Annotated in this window: 14 protein-coding genes; 7 read left to right on the plus strand and 7 right to left on the minus strand. The window is 26.6% G+C overall.

What is annotated here, in order from left to right; translation table 11 throughout:
* Nucleotides 1-2 precede the first annotated feature (2 nt).
* The 7 genes from AVBRAN12642_RS02735 to AVBRAN12642_RS02765 are packed head-to-tail and all read right to left on the minus strand — an operon-like array spanning nucleotide 3 to nucleotide 7071.
* Entirely contained in the window at nucleotides 3-968 is a 966-nt protein-coding gene (locus tag AVBRAN12642_RS02735; protein ID WP_336606892.1) for a transaldolase, read from the minus strand.
* On the minus strand, nucleotides 968-1468 hold the full coding sequence (locus AVBRAN12642_RS02740; protein WP_214116625.1) for a chemotaxis protein CheW: 501 nt from the start codon (nucleotides 1466-1468) through the stop codon (nucleotides 968-970). The genes AVBRAN12642_RS02735 and AVBRAN12642_RS02740 overlap by 1 nt, the downstream gene beginning before the upstream one ends.
* A 4-nt stretch (nucleotides 1469-1472) precedes the next feature.
* The gene (locus tag AVBRAN12642_RS02745) at nucleotides 1473-3845 is read right to left on the minus strand and encodes a hybrid sensor histidine kinase/response regulator (protein WP_336606893.1); all 2373 of its coding nucleotides are present in this window, start codon (nucleotides 3843-3845) and stop codon (nucleotides 1473-1475) included.
* A gap of 11 nt (nucleotides 3846-3856) precedes the next feature.
* On the minus strand, nucleotides 3857-4801 hold the full coding sequence (locus tag AVBRAN12642_RS02750; RefSeq protein ID WP_214116629.1) for a chemotaxis protein: 945 nt from the start codon (nucleotides 4799-4801) through the stop codon (nucleotides 3857-3859).
* A gap of 2 nt (nucleotides 4802-4803) precedes the next feature.
* Entirely contained in the window at nucleotides 4804-5532 is a 729-nt protein-coding gene (locus AVBRAN12642_RS02755; protein ID WP_336607906.1) for a UDP-2,3-diacylglucosamine diphosphatase, read from the minus strand.
* A complete protein-coding gene (gene greA, locus AVBRAN12642_RS02760) occupies nucleotides 5532-6011 on the minus strand; it encodes a transcription elongation factor GreA (protein ID WP_239802743.1) in 480 nt (159 codons plus the stop codon). Before greA ends, AVBRAN12642_RS02755 begins: the two co-directional genes overlap by 1 nt.
* A gap of 4 nt (nucleotides 6012-6015) precedes the next feature.
* Nucleotides 6016-7071, minus strand: a complete 1056-nt coding sequence (locus AVBRAN12642_RS02765; RefSeq protein ID WP_336607907.1) for a lipid-A-disaccharide synthase — start codon at nucleotides 7069-7071, stop codon at nucleotides 6016-6018.
* A gap of 90 nt (nucleotides 7072-7161) precedes the next feature.
* Here AVBRAN12642_RS02765 and AVBRAN12642_RS02770 point away from each other — a divergent pair, with 90 nt between their 5' ends.
* From AVBRAN12642_RS02770 to mnmA, 7 genes are all read left to right on the plus strand, one after another.
* Nucleotides 7162-10698, plus strand: a complete 3537-nt coding sequence (locus AVBRAN12642_RS02770; RefSeq protein ID WP_336607908.1) for an autotransporter outer membrane beta-barrel domain-containing protein — start codon at nucleotides 7162-7164, stop codon at nucleotides 10696-10698.
* Between the two features lie 169 nt (nucleotides 10699-10867).
* Entirely contained in the window at nucleotides 10868-11434 is a 567-nt protein-coding gene (locus AVBRAN12642_RS02775; protein ID WP_336607909.1) for a FecR family protein, read from the plus strand.
* A gap of 14 nt (nucleotides 11435-11448) precedes the next feature.
* A complete protein-coding gene (locus tag AVBRAN12642_RS02780; protein WP_336607910.1) occupies nucleotides 11449-12342 on the plus strand; it encodes a FecR family protein in 894 nt (297 codons plus the stop codon).
* Nucleotides 12339-13625 carry a porin family protein gene (locus tag AVBRAN12642_RS02785; RefSeq protein WP_336607911.1) on the plus strand — a complete coding sequence of 429 codons (1287 nt, stop codon included), beginning with the start codon at nucleotides 12339-12341 and terminating at the stop codon, nucleotides 13623-13625. Before AVBRAN12642_RS02780 ends, AVBRAN12642_RS02785 begins: the two co-directional genes overlap by 4 nt.
* 12 nt (nucleotides 13626-13637) lie before the next feature.
* Nucleotides 13638-14300 carry a Type 1 glutamine amidotransferase-like domain-containing protein gene (locus AVBRAN12642_RS02790; RefSeq protein ID WP_214116644.1) on the plus strand — a complete coding sequence of 221 codons (663 nt, stop codon included), beginning with the start codon at nucleotides 13638-13640 and terminating at the stop codon, nucleotides 14298-14300.
* 131 nt (nucleotides 14301-14431) lie between these two features.
* Nucleotides 14432-15613 (plus strand): aminofutalosine deaminase family hydrolase, encoded by a 1182-nt coding sequence (gene mqnF / locus AVBRAN12642_RS02795; RefSeq protein ID WP_336607912.1) that lies wholly within the window; start codon nucleotides 14432-14434, stop codon nucleotides 15611-15613.
* Complete coding sequence (gene mnmA / locus AVBRAN12642_RS02800; protein ID WP_214149728.1) at nucleotides 15610-16614, plus strand: tRNA 2-thiouridine(34) synthase MnmA; 1005 nt, start codon at nucleotides 15610-15612, stop codon at nucleotides 16612-16614. The genes mqnF and mnmA overlap by 4 nt, the downstream gene beginning before the upstream one ends.
* The last annotated feature ends 2 nt before the right edge of the window (nucleotides 16615-16616 follow it).

Below are 16616 nucleotides of genomic sequence, written 5' to 3' on the forward strand. Positions count from 1 at the left end.
CTTTAAAGACTTTCTAAAATATCTATATATGCTTTTTCAAATTGGATTAATCCATCTTCTAAAAGTTTTTTGCAAGCGGCATTATACTCAATTTCGTTTATAGTTGAGAATATAAAATCTTTTGAATTTGAAATTATTTCTTGATTTAAATTCTTTATAGTTTTACTAGGTTTATAGGCATTTATAGCATTAATTGGAGCTGTATTTATAGTGTTATTAAATTCTAGTTCTTTTAAATAATAATCTTTACTTAAATCATTACTTTTTGTTCCTGTACTTGCAAATAAAGCTCTTATATTTTCATTATCTACTTTAGATGCTGAATAAATTGCGTTTTGAATTCCTATTTTGTTTTTAACGCTAAATCTATTATTTAATAAGCTATCAACTCTGCTTACAAAAATGCTAACTACACCTTTATTAATTATTCCATTAGGATTTTTTGCTTTATATTTTTTCATACCTTGTGCTATTGCATCATTACATTTTTTTGCTTGTTCGTAAGAAAAAATCAGTGTAGCATTTATGCTAATTCCATAACTTGCCAATGTATTCATAACTTCATATCCTGCATTAGTTGCCGGCACTTTTATCATTAAATTTGGCATATTTATCAAATTAGCAATTTTCAAACCTTCTGCAATACTAAGACCTGCATTATTGCTATTTAGTGGATTTATTTCAAAACTAATAAAACCATTATTGTTATCTTTTGCATATAAATAGCTCATTTTAATAGCTGCTTTTTTAATGTCTTCTAAAGCTAGAGTTAAAAATAATTCTTCTTTATTTTTTATATTTAATTGCTTAATTCTTTCTTTATAATATGCTGAAGTAGTAATTGCATTTTTAAATATACTAGGATTACTAGTAGCACCATTTATAGTGCCACTAGCTAGCATTTGTAAAAATTCATTATCTAAAAAACTATTTTCAATAAAATCACACCAAATGCTATATCCACTCATTAAAAATCCCTTTTCATTAAAGCTTCAACTTTTAATATAGTTAAAATACTATTTTCTTGCTTGCCAATTCCATCAATCATACCTTTTTCTTTAAGTAAAGTTTCAGGTGGTTGGTCAATATTACTTTCTTTAATTTTGATAGCTTCTGTTAATTTATCAATAACAAAACCGATATTTCCTTCTTCACCCTTTAAAACTATATATCTTGTATGTTGAGTATGTTTTGAACTACCCAAGCCAAAACGCTTTGCAAGGTCAATTAATGGAATTACATTACCACGCATATTGAATACTCCTAATACATAATCAGGAACGCTAGGAACTCTAGTGTATTCAATAGGCTTTATGATTTCTTGTATGCTTAGAATTGGAATTGCATACTCTTCTTCATCAATCATAAATCCTACTAATTGTCTAATTTGTTCTTCTTTTACATCTCTACCAGAAGCACCTTTAACTTGTTCTTGTTGTCTATTTAAAACTTGATTTAATCTTTCCATTACATTATCCTAATTTTAAATTCTTTCTTACTACATTTTCTAAATATTCATAAGAATAAGGCTTTGTAATATACTCAGTCATTCCTACTTCTACGCCTCTTAATCTATCACTCTTGCTAGTTCTACTTGTAACAGCAATTAGTGGTAGATTTCTATATTTTGCATATTTTCTAATTTCTGCTGCTAGTGTGTAACCATCCATTCTTGGCATTTCAATATCAATTAGCATTCCATCTATTGAATGTTCGCCGCTTTTTACTATATTTAAAGCTTCTACACCATTGCTTGCTTCAATTACTTTAATTCCAAGTGGTTCTAATGCTTTTTTCATAATTCCTCTATCAATTTGAGAATCATCAACAGCTAAAACTACATAATCACTTGGTTTTTCTTTTGAAACTTTAGCACCACTTTCGCTACTTGCTTTAATATCTACTTTAACATCTTTTGCCATATCCATCATTGCACCAACATCAACTATTAATGTAACATTACCATCTCCACGAATGGTCGAGCCTGCAATTCCTGTGATATTTTGTAAATAATATCCCATAGATTTAATTACAACTTCTTCTTGACCTATTAAAGTATCTACTATAATTCCAAGTTTAGAAGCTGCTGCACCGACAACAACTACATAAGCTTGTTCGCTATTTTCAAGTACTTGTTTTACTCCAAATAAATCACTAAGTCTTACAAGTGATAAAACTTCATCTCTAAGTCTTAAAACATTTTTGCCTTCAATTGTATAAATATCATCAATAGCAACTCTTACCGTTTCAAGAACACTAGCAAGTGGAATTGCATAGAATTCTTCTTGAGTTTTTACAAGTAGTGATTGAATGATAGCTAGTGTTAATGGGATTTTTAGTTTTATAACCGTTCCTTTTCCTAACTCGCTATCTACTTCAATAATACCATTTAGCTTATCAATGTTTGTTTTAACAACATCCATTCCAACACCACGACCACTTACATTTGTTACTTGTTTAGCAGTTGAAAATCCTGGTTTAAATATAAGACCATAAGCTTCTTTATCGCTCATATTATCAGCTTCTCTTTCGCTAATAATTCCTTTTTCAATACCTTTAGTTTTTAATACTTCAGCATTAAGTCCTTTACCATCATCAGCTATTTCAATTACTATGTGATTTCCTTCATTGTATGCTTTTAGCTGAACCGTTCCTCTTTCTGGTTTGCCTGCTGCAATTCTATCTTCTGCTGATTCAACTCCGTGATCGCAAGAATTTCTAATCATATGCATAATAGGATCGCCTATTTCTTCTACGATTGATTTATCAAGTTCTGTTTCTTCACCTTCAAGTTCAAGCTCAATTTGTTTTCCTAAATCACGGCTTAAATCTCTAACAACCCTTGGGAATTTGTTAAATACTTTTGCAATTGGTTGCATTCTTGTTTTCATTACAGCTAATTGAATATCAGTTGTTACTACGCTTAATTGATTTACAACTTGATTTAATTCTTCTATGAATTTTTCGCCTTCATATCTTTCTTCAACATCATCATAAATTTTTAAAAGTCTATTTTTACCCAATACAAGTTCGCCTATTAAGTTCATTAGGTTATCAAGTCTTTTTACTTCAACCCTAATAGTTTGCTCCATATTTGATGAGTTGCCTTTATCAGCAGCTACAGGTGCTTGTTTCGCATTTCTAGCTTCTCTTGCATCTTGTTTTTCACTAGCTCTTTCAGAGATTTTTTCTACCGGCTTTTCAACAGGTGTTTCAACTACTTTTTCAACTTTTTTAGTCTCTACCACTGCTTCTTGTTGTTTTTTCTCTTCTCTTCTTGCTTTATCTTCAGCTTTTCTTTGTTTTAATAATCTTTCAATTTCAGCTTCTACTTCATCAGCACTTAAAGAATTTACATCTACTTCTTCTTCATTACTATTTGAATCTTTTTCAATTAATTCTTCAATTTTTTCATTTAAACTTTTTGGCTCAGCCTTAACTTCGCTTAAAATTTTACCCTCGCTAATTGCAGTTAGACGGCTACAAATTGAGCTAATATCCATATTTATTGCTGTATCATTGCCATTATCTTTAATACAATGTAATAAGTCTTTCATCATATCAATTGATTCAAGCACAACATCCATAATATCAGGAGTTATTAGTAATTCGCCGTGACGAGCTTTGTTTAAAACATCTTCCATATGATGAGTTAGTTTTGTTAAAACATCAAAGTTTAAAAAGCTTGAACTTCCTTTAACTGTGTGAGCAACACGGAAAATGCGGTTTAGTAATTCTAAATCTTCAGGATTACTCTCAAGCTCAACTAAATCGTGATCTATTTGTTCAATTAATTCAAAAGCTTCTACTAAGAAGTCTTCTAATATCTCTTGCATATCTTCCATATTTACGCTCCTTACTTATTAATATATGATTCAATTACTCTTGATACTTCTTTGTAAAATACATTAGCATCAAATTTGGTTAAAAAGGCATCTCCACCTACATCTTTACTCTTCAGAGTTGAAAATTCGTTGCTTAAAGATGAGTTGAAGATAATTGGAATACCTTTAAATCTAATATCTTCTCTAACTCTTGAAGCGAAGTGAAATCCGTCCATTTGTGGCATTTCAACATCACTAATAATAACTTTTACTTGATTAGCAATATCGCCTTTGTATGCTTCATAAAGTTCATTCATTTTATTAAGTCCATCTACACCATCTTTTGCTTCAATTACTTTAAAGCCCATTTTATCAAGTGCATCGCGAACTAATTTTCTAGCAGTTGAGCTATCATCTAATACAACTGCTGTTCCTGTCATTTTTTTGATTTCTTTTTCTTCTATATCAATTTTTGGAGAGTAAATTCCAAGCTCTTCAACAATTCTTTCAAGGTCTAAGATTAATAAAACTTCATCATTTTCAATCTTAGCAATTCCTGTTATTTGACTTTTATCAAATCCGCCTGTATTTGTTGAAAAATCAGAACCTCTAATATCACTTGCATTAATTCTTCTAATTCTTTTTGCTTCATGAACTATAAAACCTATCATAATATTTGAAAATTCAGCAATAATAATTCTAGGTTTTAATACCATATCTTTTGGCTCAATTATATTCATCCATTTAGCTAAATTTATTACAGGAATTACAACTCCTCTTAAATCAAATACTCCTTCAATATATTCAGGAACACCTGGTAATTCTGTAAGTGCAGGTATTTTTATGATTTCTTTAACTTTAGCAACATTAACTCCATAAATTCCTTCATAGACTTTATGTTGTCCTTGTTTATAGATACGAAAATCTACAAGTTCCATTTCATTAGAATCAGCCTTTAAGACTTTATCTTCTGCCATATTTACTCCTTTCTGGGTAAGTTATATTTTTTTATAAAGCCATATTCTAGTATAAAAAAACTTCGGTCATTTGCAAAAGCTTCTAAATTCTTGTATTTTATATTTTCTAAGCAATACTCATCTCCTTGATGAAAGTGCCCTTCTATTATATAATCAATATTTACGCCTTTTTTTATAAAAAAACTTTTATATTTTTTAATTCTAAATTCCATTAATTTTTTAAAAAAATCTAATTTTTTATATAGCTTTTTTACCTTTTGTTGATTGCAAATCTTTTGATAAATTTTATCAAAACTTAAAATATTTAATAAATTTAATATAAAAATTACAAAGCTAAATCTTAAAAATCTTAAAGCTATTTGAGTGATGATTGGCAAGAATATATCTCCGTGAGATATAGCAAAAATCTTATTGTTATAAGTTGCTAAAATTGGTTGATTTTTAATGATTTTTACATTGTTAAAAAGCTTAGTTAAATTAAAATCATGATTTCCTTCAAAATAAATAATTTCTATTTTTAAAGCTAAATCATCTAATGCTTTTATAATATCTAAATTATCGTTTTTACAACTTGAAATTCCACCTATTAAAAGATTAAAAATATCTCCTAGAAGTATTACTTGTGGTGGATTAGTCTTTTTTAAAAAATCTATAAAATCTACAAAATCAAGCCTAGTGCTATCATAATGCACATCGGCTATAAAAATTGCTCCTTCTTTTAATACAAGCATTAAATATCAAGCTCTTTATAATAAATTTCAAGTATTTCATAACTAGCTTTACCTTTAGGTAATACTACATTAAACTCATCGCCTTCAACTTTACCTATCATAGCTTTTGCTATAGGTGAGTTTATACTAATATAACCTTTATCTAAATCGCTTTCGCTATTTCCTACTATGCTAAATGTTTTTTCTTCTTCTGTATTTAAATCCATTATCAAAACGGTGCTACCAAATCTTACTTTATCGTGATTAAATTCTGCTGGATTTACTATCTTAGCATTTGCTAAAATTTCGCTAAGTTCTGCAATTTTGCCTTCTAAAAAGCTTTGTTTTTCTCTTGCTGCGTGATATTCAGCATTTTCTTTTAAATCTCCGTGAGATCTTGCAATATCAATTTCTTTTACCACATTAGGACGCTCAACTACCTTTAAATGCTCTAATTCTTTAAATAATTTTTCATATCCTTTTTGTGTCATCATTTCCATATTATTACTCCTTGATTAATTTTGCTAAATTATTTGCTATTTCACCTTTAGTTAATTCTCTTAATTTTTTTGATTTTTCTAAAAATTCATCTTTATTCGCATTTTCAAATGCTTTTAATAACTCTGTCTTATCTAAATTTTGAATGAATTCTTTATGAAATTCGCCCAAATTAAGCTTATCAAAAATAATATTACAAAGTCCAATAAATTTGATTTTTACTAAAGTTTTTGCTATGAAATAATCAATCATTTTAGCCTTATAACATAAACAAAAAGCATTTCCAATAAGCCCTGCTTCAAGACTTGCAGTCCCGCTACAAATATAAGCAAACTCGCATTCTTTTAAAGTAGCCTTAGTATCATATGAGATAGTAAAGCCGCTTAAATCCCCATATAAATCTAATCTATCTTTTAAAAAATTTGGCACACAAACTACGCATTCATAATCTTTAAAATCTTGTTTTAAATTCCTAAAAATCGGCATTAAAGATTTGATTTCGCTTTTTCTTGAACCTGGTAAAAAGGCTATTAATTTTTTAGAATTTGAGTTTTCTTTAAAATAATCTTTCAATGCTTCATTACTTGGATTTCCAAAATAATGAGATTTTTTAAAATACTGATTTTCAAAAGGTAAAATCCCAACTAATTCATCACATAAACTCTCAACTACCTTAATCCTACCTTTTTTCCAAGCCCAAACTTGTGGCAAGATAAAATAAATAATTTTGCCTTTAAAACCTGCTTTTCTTAGGGCTTTTGCAAATGGTATATTAAAAGCAGGAGAATCAATTAATAAAATCTTTTCAATTTTGTCATTAAGTGCTATTTGAACCAAATCTTTTATAGCTTTTTTTGCTTTTAAAATAAGTGGTAAAATCTGCACAAAACCCATAGCATTAAATTCTGTAAAATCACAATAATTATTAGAATTTAAAATAGGAATTTCATTTTTTAAATTAATATCATAAATCCCGTATAATTCTATATTATCTAATTTTTTTAATATATGTTTTAGATGAGAATTTGCAGAATTTTCTAAAGCTATGCTTAATAATTTCATATTTTTTCCTTTAATAAAAATTATTCTTTAAAGAGAATTTAAAGTATATTGATATTATTATAAAACATAATTTTAATATAAGGAGCCACTATGAAAATCAAATATAGTGCCATTTTACTTAGTGTTAATTTATTTGCAGGTGTTGTAAATCCTAATTTTGCTTATCAAGATTATTTAGATTTTGGAAATAATAAAGGCAAATTTAAAGTAGGTAATAATATAGAAGTTACAGATATTTATGGAAAAACTATTGATTTGAAAGTTCCTATGCCAAGTTTTAATGCAGCAAATACTACAGGAGATTTGATGGGTGAGCTTACTAATATAGGTGGCTCTTTTGCAATCACTGCAGCTCATATGATTAGTCCTACATATAGAAAAGATTTAATACAAAAAGATAAAGAATATGAATTTGGCTTAGTAAAATCAAAAGTAGTAGCAAGTGATACAAATTTTAAAGATTATTTTAAATGGAATACATCGTGCGATGAATTAGTTCAAGTTGATGATTTAAAAGATTTTGCTGTAATTAAAATGAGCAAATTAAATATCAATGAAAGTGCAAAGCTAATTGATAAAGAATTTTATTTTAAAACTACAAATGTTAAAGATAACTTAAAAAACGACCAAAATGTAATATATCAAGATAAGTATTTTGCTAAAAATAGCATTTATGAGTGGGATACTAATGCTTATAAAGAATATATTAAAACAAGCGGTGAGAAAGATGATGATAATATAGGAAAAGGTGAAATTTTAAATAATCCAGAAAGATTTAGCGTATATGCAAGAACTGGCAGTGGAATTCAAAAAATTGGTAGTATTGATACAAGTATTTTTCCTAAACAAGTGGCTGGCTCTTCAGAGTTTTTAACCGGTGGAGTTTTATATATTAATGAAGATGAAAGTAAAAGAGAGACTGGATATTTGCATTTAAGTGCAAAGGATTATTATAAAGATATAAGGCTTGATTTTTCAAATACTTCAGCTCCAGGAGATAGCGGAAGTGCTATTTATGTATGGGATAATTTGAAAAAAGAATGGTTAGTGGTAGGAGTAGTTAGTAGAAGTAATTGTGGTGATAATAATACAACTTGCTCTTATACAAAATATGCTCTTATAAATAGTTTTATAATTAATGATTTTAAGAATGATTTTACTGCTACTTTAAGTGGTAATTCTTACAATTCAAATACAATTAATCAAAATATAAAAGATAAATATGGTGCTAATAATAAAGATTTAGTATTTAGTAAAGCTGCAAGTATTGCTCTAGATAAGAATGAAAATTTTGGCTCAAGTGTGTTTTATTTTAAAGATAATTCTACTTTAAATGGCGAAGAAGTTTTATTGGGCGGAGTTGTGGTAGATGATGGTAAGACACTTAATTTTAATGCAAAAACAGCAGCTAATGATAATTTGCATAAAATGGGAAAAGGAACGCTAGAAATTAGCAAAGAAAGTACAGGTGGATTAAGAAGTGGCGAAGGGCTAACGATTTTAAATACAAGTAATAAAGCGTTTAGTTCAATTTATCTTCTAAACAATGCAGGGCTAAAAATCACTAATGCAAATCAAATTAATAATGCTAATTTAGTTTTTAATGGTGGATATTTGGATTTAAATGGAGTTGATTTAAGTTTTGATAAAATTCAAGCAAATGATTTTAGAACTAAGATTATTAATTCAAATTCTAAAAAATCAACTCTAAGTATAAATAACACTAATGATATAGGTATTTATCACGGACAAATTAGCGATAATATTGATTTAAAACTGAATAATTCTAAGACTTTTGTATTTGATGGAGAAATAAAAGCTGATGAATTAAGTGTAAATGGTGGAACTACGATATTACAAGGTCATCCTTTAGAGCATTCTTATTTTCTAAATCAATCTTTAGCTAATTCTTTAGGTGTAAATACTGCTCCTAATACAAATACTCAAGATGAATACGAAAATAGAACAAGCAAAATAAATAATATAAATCTAAGTAATTCAAACTTTAAAATATTAAAACATAGTAATTTAACATCAGGTAATATTACTTTAGATAAATCAAATCTTAGCATAGGAGAGAATTTGATTTATCTTGATAGATACGATGCAAATCATATAAATAGCTCTTTAGTATTTACTTCTTTTGCTAATGAATTTAATTCAATTGCAAAAGATATTGAAGTGACTGCAAATGTGAAATTAAAAAATAATTCAACTCTTAGTATTATGAATAATTCTAATTTTAGTGGTTCTATAATCACAGAAGATGATAATTCTACTTTAAACTTAAATAATGCAAATATTGATGCAAATATAAATGTAGCTAATTTAAATGCTAGCAAGACTAATTTTATGTTTAGTTTAAACAATACTCTAACATCAAGTATAAGCACACTAGGTGGGCAAAATACTTTTATGATTAAACCTGATTTAGCTAATGCTAATAAGTTTTTATTAGCAAGTCTTGTAAATACTAATAACACTATTAATAATGATTATTTAAAAGCACTTGATTATAAAGAAAATATCAGTATTTATACACCTAATGTTGAGTTTGTTAATGAAAATGGCAAAGCTAATTGGTATTTAGTAAAAGTAAATAAAGAAGATATTGAAAATACAACTCCTATTGTGCCAGAAACAAAGCCAGAAACAAAGCCAGAACCTACTAAACCTAACGATGATTTAAATAAGCCTAGTGTTAAAGATTATTTCTTCGTTCAAGAAAATAAAGAAGTTACACAAATGATTGATAGCTCGTTAAATCAAGTATTTTTTAGCTATGTGTTAGAATGGAATAACTTGCAAAAAAGAATGGGGGAATTAAGAAATAACACAGATGCAAATGCTGGAATTTGGTTTAGAGCTTATACAGGTCAAAGCTCTTACGAACACGCAAACAAGACTAAGTTTTATGAAATGCAATTAGGTGCTGATAAATTAAATCAAGGCAATAATTATGTAAATTACACAGGGCTTATTTTTAATGCTAGTAAATATAGTTTAAGTGATAATTTAGATGGCAGTATAAAAGGTTATGGTTTTGGAGCATACTCTAGCACTATATATGATAATGGATTGTATTTTGATGTAATAGCAAAATATATAAATTATAAAAATGATTTTAATTTATATGTTAAAAATCAAAACGAAGTTACAAATTCTTTAAAACCAAATAATTCTTATACTTTTTTAGCTAGTGCTGAGATTGGATATAGAAAAGATTTTAATAATTTTTATTTAGAACCACAAATTGAATTAATAACAGGTTATGTAAGTAAGCAAGAATTAACAAGTAGTGATAAAAAATTATATTTACAATCAGATTCTTTTATCCCACTTAATTTAAAAACAGCTATCTTTACAGGTTTTAATAAAAATGATTTATCACTTAGAGCAGGCGTTGGACTTGCTAGCGATTTGGTAAATAATTCTAAGAAAACTATAAAAGATTTAGATACTATAAGTATTAATAATGGTAAAAGAGATTCAAGAGTATTTGTTAATTTATCAAGCTCTTACAGACTAAATAATCTTTCAAATATAGGCTTAGAATTTGAAAAAACATTCGGTGGTAATCTAAACATAGATTATAGCTTTAACCTAGTATATAGATATAACTTCTAATCTTCTTTCATCACAATAAGATAACAATTATTGTGATGAATTATTTATAAATTTATTATTTTATAAATAAAATTTACTTTTGATTATATTTTTTATTTAATATATTTTTAATTTATAATTAAAGTTAATATCATAAAATCACTGATTAAATCTTAAAAAAGGACTTATTATGCGTATTTTGCTTTTATTGGTGTTTTTTTCAATTTCATTAGTTGCTAATGTTGGAAGTATTGTAAATTATGTAGGAGATGTTGAGGTTTTAAGAAATCAATCAACAATTAATGTAAATCATAAAAATTATGAGCTATTAGAAAACGATATTATTCTTACTAAAAATAATGCAAAAGTTCAAATAAGATTTATAGATAACACTACTCTTACTTTAGGTAAAAACTCAACTTTACAAATAAATAAATATTTAATTAATGGAGCAAATTCTAAAGTGAATTTGAAAGCTAAAAAAGGAAGTTATGATTTAGTAAGTGGAGATATTTCTAAGCTAGCTAGACAAAACTTTACTTTCCAAGCAAATACAGCGACCATTGGCATTCGTGGAACTAGATTTAGTGGAGATGTTAATAATGGTTTTGTTGATTGTGTTTCAGGAGAAATTGAAGTTGGAGTAGGCGGTAAAAAATATAATTTAAAAAAAGGAGAGAGATTACACTATAAAAATTTAGGAATTATCAAATTAGAAAAATTAAAACCAAGTAGTTTTAATGTAATCAAATTATAAAAATAGGAGAAAATATGAACAAAATAGCTTTAATTGTGTTTTTAGCAAGCTCACTTTTCGCAAATATTGGAAAAATAGTTACATTAAGAGGAGATGTTGTAATTTTAAGTGACAACAAAGAAAGAATTGCAAAAACAAATGATATTTTAGAAGAAAATGACAAAATAATCACAAAAAATAATGCAAAATTACAAATTAAATTCATAGATAATACAATAGTTACGCTAGGTAAAAATACAACTTTAAATATTAAAGATTATGTAATTGATGGTAAAAAATCAAAAGTAAGTCTTGAAGTAAATAACGGACATTTTAAAGTAATATCAGGAAATATTTCAAAAATAGCTAGAAAGAATTTTGAATTTCAAGCAAAAACAGCAACGATTGGAATTAGAGGAACCGTGTTTGTTGGAAGTCTTGGAAAGGTTGATAAAGTAGGTTGTTTAGAAGGTGCAATAGATGTTAAAGTAGGTAATAAAACTTCTTTAGTTCAAGCAGGAAATCAATTAAGATTTGATAATGATAAGGTTATTAAGATTGAAAAGATAGTGCCTAAGGAATTTGAAACTATTAATACAGGTAAAGAAAGTCAAGTAAATACTAAACAATCTTATAAAAATAACGAAAGTTTTAATGAGTTTTTAAATTCTAAAGAAGAAATGATAAAAGCAAAACAAGAATATTATCAAAATAAAAATTATCAAGATTATAAAAATAATTATAAATACAATAATGAAAGAATAAAGGATTTAGATACTAATTCAATATCTAAAGATATTATTAAAATATGTAATGGCAATACTTATTGCATACAAAATAAAATAAATTATGCAAATAAGGGATATTTAAATGGTAAAGACTATCAAAATAATAGGCAAAGAAATTCTACTTACGGGGTTCAAAAATGATAAAAAAGATTATTTTATCATTTTTAATAAGCTCTCTTGCTTTTGCTAATTATATAGATGAATTTAATAAGAAAAATTATAAAAAAGCTTTAGAATTAGCTAAAGCTCAATGTGAGATTGATTGTAGTGATGAAAAACTTAACCTAATTTTGGCAAAAAGTGCTGAAAAATTAAAAGATACAAAAGAAGCAATTGCAGCTTACGATAGGGTTTTAATTATTAATGAAAACAATATTGAAGCTAGATTTTCAATAGCTAATTTGTATTATGAAAATAATAATCCAGAGCTTATGAGAGATGAATTAAATTATATGCTAAATAATTTGGATTTAAGTTCTACTCAAAAAGTTAGAATTAATAATATGCTAAATAATTTAGATAATTTTACAAAAGAAGTTGCTAAGCCTTATTTTATAGGACTTAATTTGGGTTTTGCTTATGATACAAACCCGCTTTATGGCAATGATAATTTCACTGATTTTGTTGGTGAGAAGATTAGAAATTTTAAAAATGAAAAAGCAAGTGGTTCTTTAAGTTTTAATTTTAATATAGATGGTGCTTATAATTTAGATTTAGGAAATAATTATTTTGCAGAGCTTTATGCGAGTTTAAATAATAAAAAATATTTAAAAAATAAAAGCGAAAATTATCCTGATTTAAATGTATTAACATTAGCAATTAATCCAAGCTATATAAGGGATAATCACAAAATTACTTTAAATGCTAGTTATGATTTTGTATTACTTAGAAGAGCTGCGTTTTTGCATAGCTTAAATATGGGTATTAATTATGAAAATAATGTAAATGATAATTATTTATATTTAATTTCTTATGATTTATCTAAAGGAATATTTGCTGATAGTATGGATAAAGATTCTAATTTTATTCATCATTCTTTAGGTCTTAATAATGTTTTTGCATATAATGATAATATTTATTATTTTAATTTAAATTATGATTTAGAAAATGCAAAAGATAGTTTTAGTGCTAATTCTGATTTTAAAAATTATGGTATAAAAATCGGGGCTATTATTCCTATATTAAATAAAGTTAGTTTTAAGCCAAGTTTTGGTTATAATCATACAATTTATAAAAAGGTTGATTCATCTTATTATTCAAAAAGAAAAGATAATGAAATAGTTATTTCTAGTATTTTTGATTATAAATTAGATTATAATCAATCTTTGAGTTTCGCTTTGATTTATGATAAGCAAAATTCAAATCATAATTTTTATGATAGTTTAAATTATACAAGTATGATTAATTATAGATATGAGTTTTAAAAGGAAAATAGTATGAGAAATATTTTATTATTAAGCAGTGATAGATATAAAAACTTAGATTCTTTTGATTGGTGTGCTAGTATATTAAATGATTTTTTTGCTAAAACTAAACAAATAGCTCTAGTTCCTTATGCTCAAGTAATTGATGGATTTGATGAATACGAAAAAACTCTTAAAAATAAAATAAACTCAAAAATAGTTTCTATACACAATGACCCTATTAATATATTAAACGATAGCGATGGGATATTAGTAAGTGGCGGTAATTTATTTGTTCTTTTACATAGATTACAAAAGCTAAATTTATTAGATATTTTAAAAGATAAAATAGAAAATTCTATAACCTATGCTGGCTGGGGTGCTGGGGCTAGTGTATTATCAGAAGATATTAAAACTTGTAATGATTTACCTATATTATATCCTAGTAATTTGCAAGCTTTAGGTATTTTAAAATACCAAATAATCACTGAATATATCCCTCAAGATAGGGAATATTCAATGAAGCTTTATGAATATTTTAAGCTAAATCAAAATTCTTCTGTTTTTGCTCTGCCATATGGTTCTGCTCTTAAAATTCATAATGATAGTGCCTTAGTAATGGGTAATGAAGGGGTTTTAAAATTATCTGAATATTATGAGCAATACTTTAAAATTGGTGATTTTATCAAGCTTTAATACATATTTTTAATCAAAAGAATTTAAATTATGGATTAAATTTTTATCTAAAAAGGATTTTTATTATCCGATTTGCTATTTTTAACAACATTTATTAAAAAAAGTTTCGTAATATTTCATAAAGGAAAAAAATGATTAAAATTATGAAAACTAAGGCTATTTTAGACTTTAGCCAAGATGAATTTTTACAAACTAATAAAGCTTTAGTATTTGATGAAGAGATTATTAAAATATGTGATTTTAACAAGGCTTTAAGTGAATACAAAAACGCTCAAATAATTGATAAAAGCGAATATATTTTAAGCCCAGTATTATGTAATTTGCATTCACATTTAGAGTTTTGTCTATCTAAGCTTTATTATGGAGATTTTGCAAAATGGCTTGAGAGCATTATCAAAAATCGTGAAGCGATAAATAAAGATTTATTAAGTAAAGAGATTAATAGACAAATTGAAATTCTAATGCAAAGCGGGGTAGGGTATCTAGGCGAAATTTCAAGTTTTGGAGCGAACCTAGAAATCCTATCAAATAGCAAGATAAAAAGCATTATTTTTCACGAGATTTTAGGTGCTAATGATGAAACTTTAAAAAATAATATTAAGAGTTTTGAAGAGAGATTTTCAAGATTTTCAAACCTTAATAATCATATATCATTGCATAGTCCTTATTCAATTTGTGATAAGACTTATGAATACGCACTTAATTTTGCTAAGAAAAATGATTTATTAATCAGCACACATTTTTTAGAAAGTGCTTATGAAAAGGAGTATTTGCAAGGCAAAAGTAACGCTTTAAGCAATTATTTAGCTAGATTTAATCCTAGTTTAATTACTAAGGATTTTTTAAGTGGATTTGATGATTTAAGAGCTATTTTTACTCATTGTAATTATGTTGATGATTTTAGTATTTTTAAATCTCATCATATAATTACGACTTGTCCTAAATCAAATAGATTTTTAGGCTCTCGTGCAATTAAGCTTAAAAATCTTTTAGCAAATGATTTAAATCTTAGCATAGGCACAGATGGGCTTAGCTCAAATAATAGTTTAAATATGTTTGATGAGCTAAGAGCTTTTATATTTACTCATAACGAATTTGAATTAAACGAATTAGCTTACATAATTTATAAGGCGGCTTGTTTTGATAATTCTCATTTATTTTTAAATGGCTTAAAGCCTTTAAGTAATGGTGCTAAGGCAGATTTTATCTTACTAGATGATTTTGGCTATGATAAGGATAATGTATTAGCTCAAATAATTTTAAGAACGAATAAAATAAAAAATATGTATTTAGATGGAAAGGAAATTATATGAATGTAGTTTTAGCAATGAGTGGTGGGGTTGATAGCTCTTATACAGCTCTTATGCTTAAAGAAAAAGGTTTTAATGTAAGTGGTGTTTATATGAAATTACACAATCGTTTAAACTATCACGAAAAAAATATAGAAAATGGACAAAGAGTGGCTGATTTTTTAGGAATTTCTTATGATATTATTGATTTTACTGATGAATTTAGCAAAGCAGTTTTTAATCCATTTATTAAGACTTATGAAGATGGACTTACTCCAAATCCTTGTGCTTTATGCAATCAAAAAATAAAACTAGGAGCATTATTAGACTATGCTAAAAGCAAAAATGCAAAGTTAGCGACAGGACATTACGCTCAAATAGAAAACAATATGCTTAAAAAAGCCGTAGATTTAAGCAAAGACCAAACATATTTTCTAGCAAATGTAAATAAAGAAAGTTTAAATGATGTGCTTTTTCCACTAGGGGATAAATTTAAAAAAGACATAAAAGAACAAGCACTAAAAATCCCTATGTTAAAATCAATCAGCGAACAAAAAGAAAGCTCTGAAATATGTTTTGTAACCACAAATTACACCGATATTTTAAAAGATTATGTAAAAGTTAATCAAAAAGGCTTAGTAAAAAATACTAAGGGCGAAGTTGTAGGAGAGCACGAAGGCTATATGCATTATACTATCGGTAAAAGGCGTGGTTTTAGTGTAAAAGGTGCATTAACTCCACATTATGTATTAGAAATTGATGCGAAAGAAAATGTAATAATAGTAGGTTCAAAAGAAGAATTATTTGTAAAAGAATTTCAATTAAAAAATGTAAATGCTTTTTGTGATTTTGATGAGATTGATTGTAAGGTAAAAATCAGATATAACACTAAAGAAGTGCCTTGTAAATTGCTAAAAAATGAAAAAAAGGTTTTATTAGAAGAAAGCGTATATGCTTTAGCAAAAGGACAATTAGCAGTATTTTATCAAGGTGATTTAGTAGTAGCAAGTGGTTTTATAAATTAAGG

Origin of the sequence: Campylobacter sp. RM12642 (assembly GCF_020137635.1) — a bacterium.
Taxonomy (GTDB): Bacteria; Campylobacterota; Campylobacteria; order Campylobacterales; family Campylobacteraceae; genus Campylobacter_E.

Excerpts from the sequence above, each read along its gene's own strand:
- AVBRAN12642_RS02735 (WP_336606892.1), bottom strand. The coding sequence starts at position 968 with ATGAGTGGATATAGCATTTGGTGTGATTTTATTGAAAATAGTTTTTTA.
- AVBRAN12642_RS02740 (WP_214116625.1), bottom strand. The coding sequence starts at position 1,468 with ATGGAAAGATTAAATCAAGTTTTAAATAGACAACAAGAACAAGTTAAA.
- AVBRAN12642_RS02745 (WP_336606893.1), bottom strand. The coding sequence starts at position 3,845 with ATGGAAGATATGCAAGAGATATTAGAAGACTTCTTAGTAGAAGCTTTT.
- AVBRAN12642_RS02750 (WP_214116629.1), bottom strand. The coding sequence starts at position 4,801 with ATGGCAGAAGATAAAGTCTTAAAGGCTGATTCTAATGAAATGGAACTT.
- AVBRAN12642_RS02755 (WP_336607906.1), bottom strand. The coding sequence starts at position 5,532 with ATGCTTGTATTAAAAGAAGGAGCAATTTTTATAGCCGATGTGCATTAT.
- greA (WP_239802743.1), bottom strand. The coding sequence starts at position 6,011 with ATGGAAATGATGACACAAAAAGGATATGAAAAATTATTTAAAGAATTA.
- AVBRAN12642_RS02765 (WP_336607907.1), bottom strand. The coding sequence starts at position 7,071 with ATGAAATTATTAAGCATAGCTTTAGAAAATTCTGCAAATTCTCATCTA.
- AVBRAN12642_RS02770 (WP_336607908.1), top strand. The coding sequence starts at position 7,162 with ATGAAAATCAAATATAGTGCCATTTTACTTAGTGTTAATTTATTTGCA.
- AVBRAN12642_RS02775 (WP_336607909.1), top strand. The coding sequence starts at position 10,868 with ATGCGTATTTTGCTTTTATTGGTGTTTTTTTCAATTTCATTAGTTGCT.
- AVBRAN12642_RS02780 (WP_336607910.1), top strand. The coding sequence starts at position 11,449 with ATGAACAAAATAGCTTTAATTGTGTTTTTAGCAAGCTCACTTTTCGCA.
- AVBRAN12642_RS02785 (WP_336607911.1), top strand. The coding sequence starts at position 12,339 with ATGATAAAAAAGATTATTTTATCATTTTTAATAAGCTCTCTTGCTTTT.
- AVBRAN12642_RS02790 (WP_214116644.1), top strand. The coding sequence starts at position 13,638 with ATGAGAAATATTTTATTATTAAGCAGTGATAGATATAAAAACTTAGAT.
- mqnF (WP_336607912.1), top strand. The coding sequence starts at position 14,432 with ATGATTAAAATTATGAAAACTAAGGCTATTTTAGACTTTAGCCAAGAT.
- mnmA (WP_214149728.1), top strand. The coding sequence starts at position 15,610 with ATGAATGTAGTTTTAGCAATGAGTGGTGGGGTTGATAGCTCTTATACA.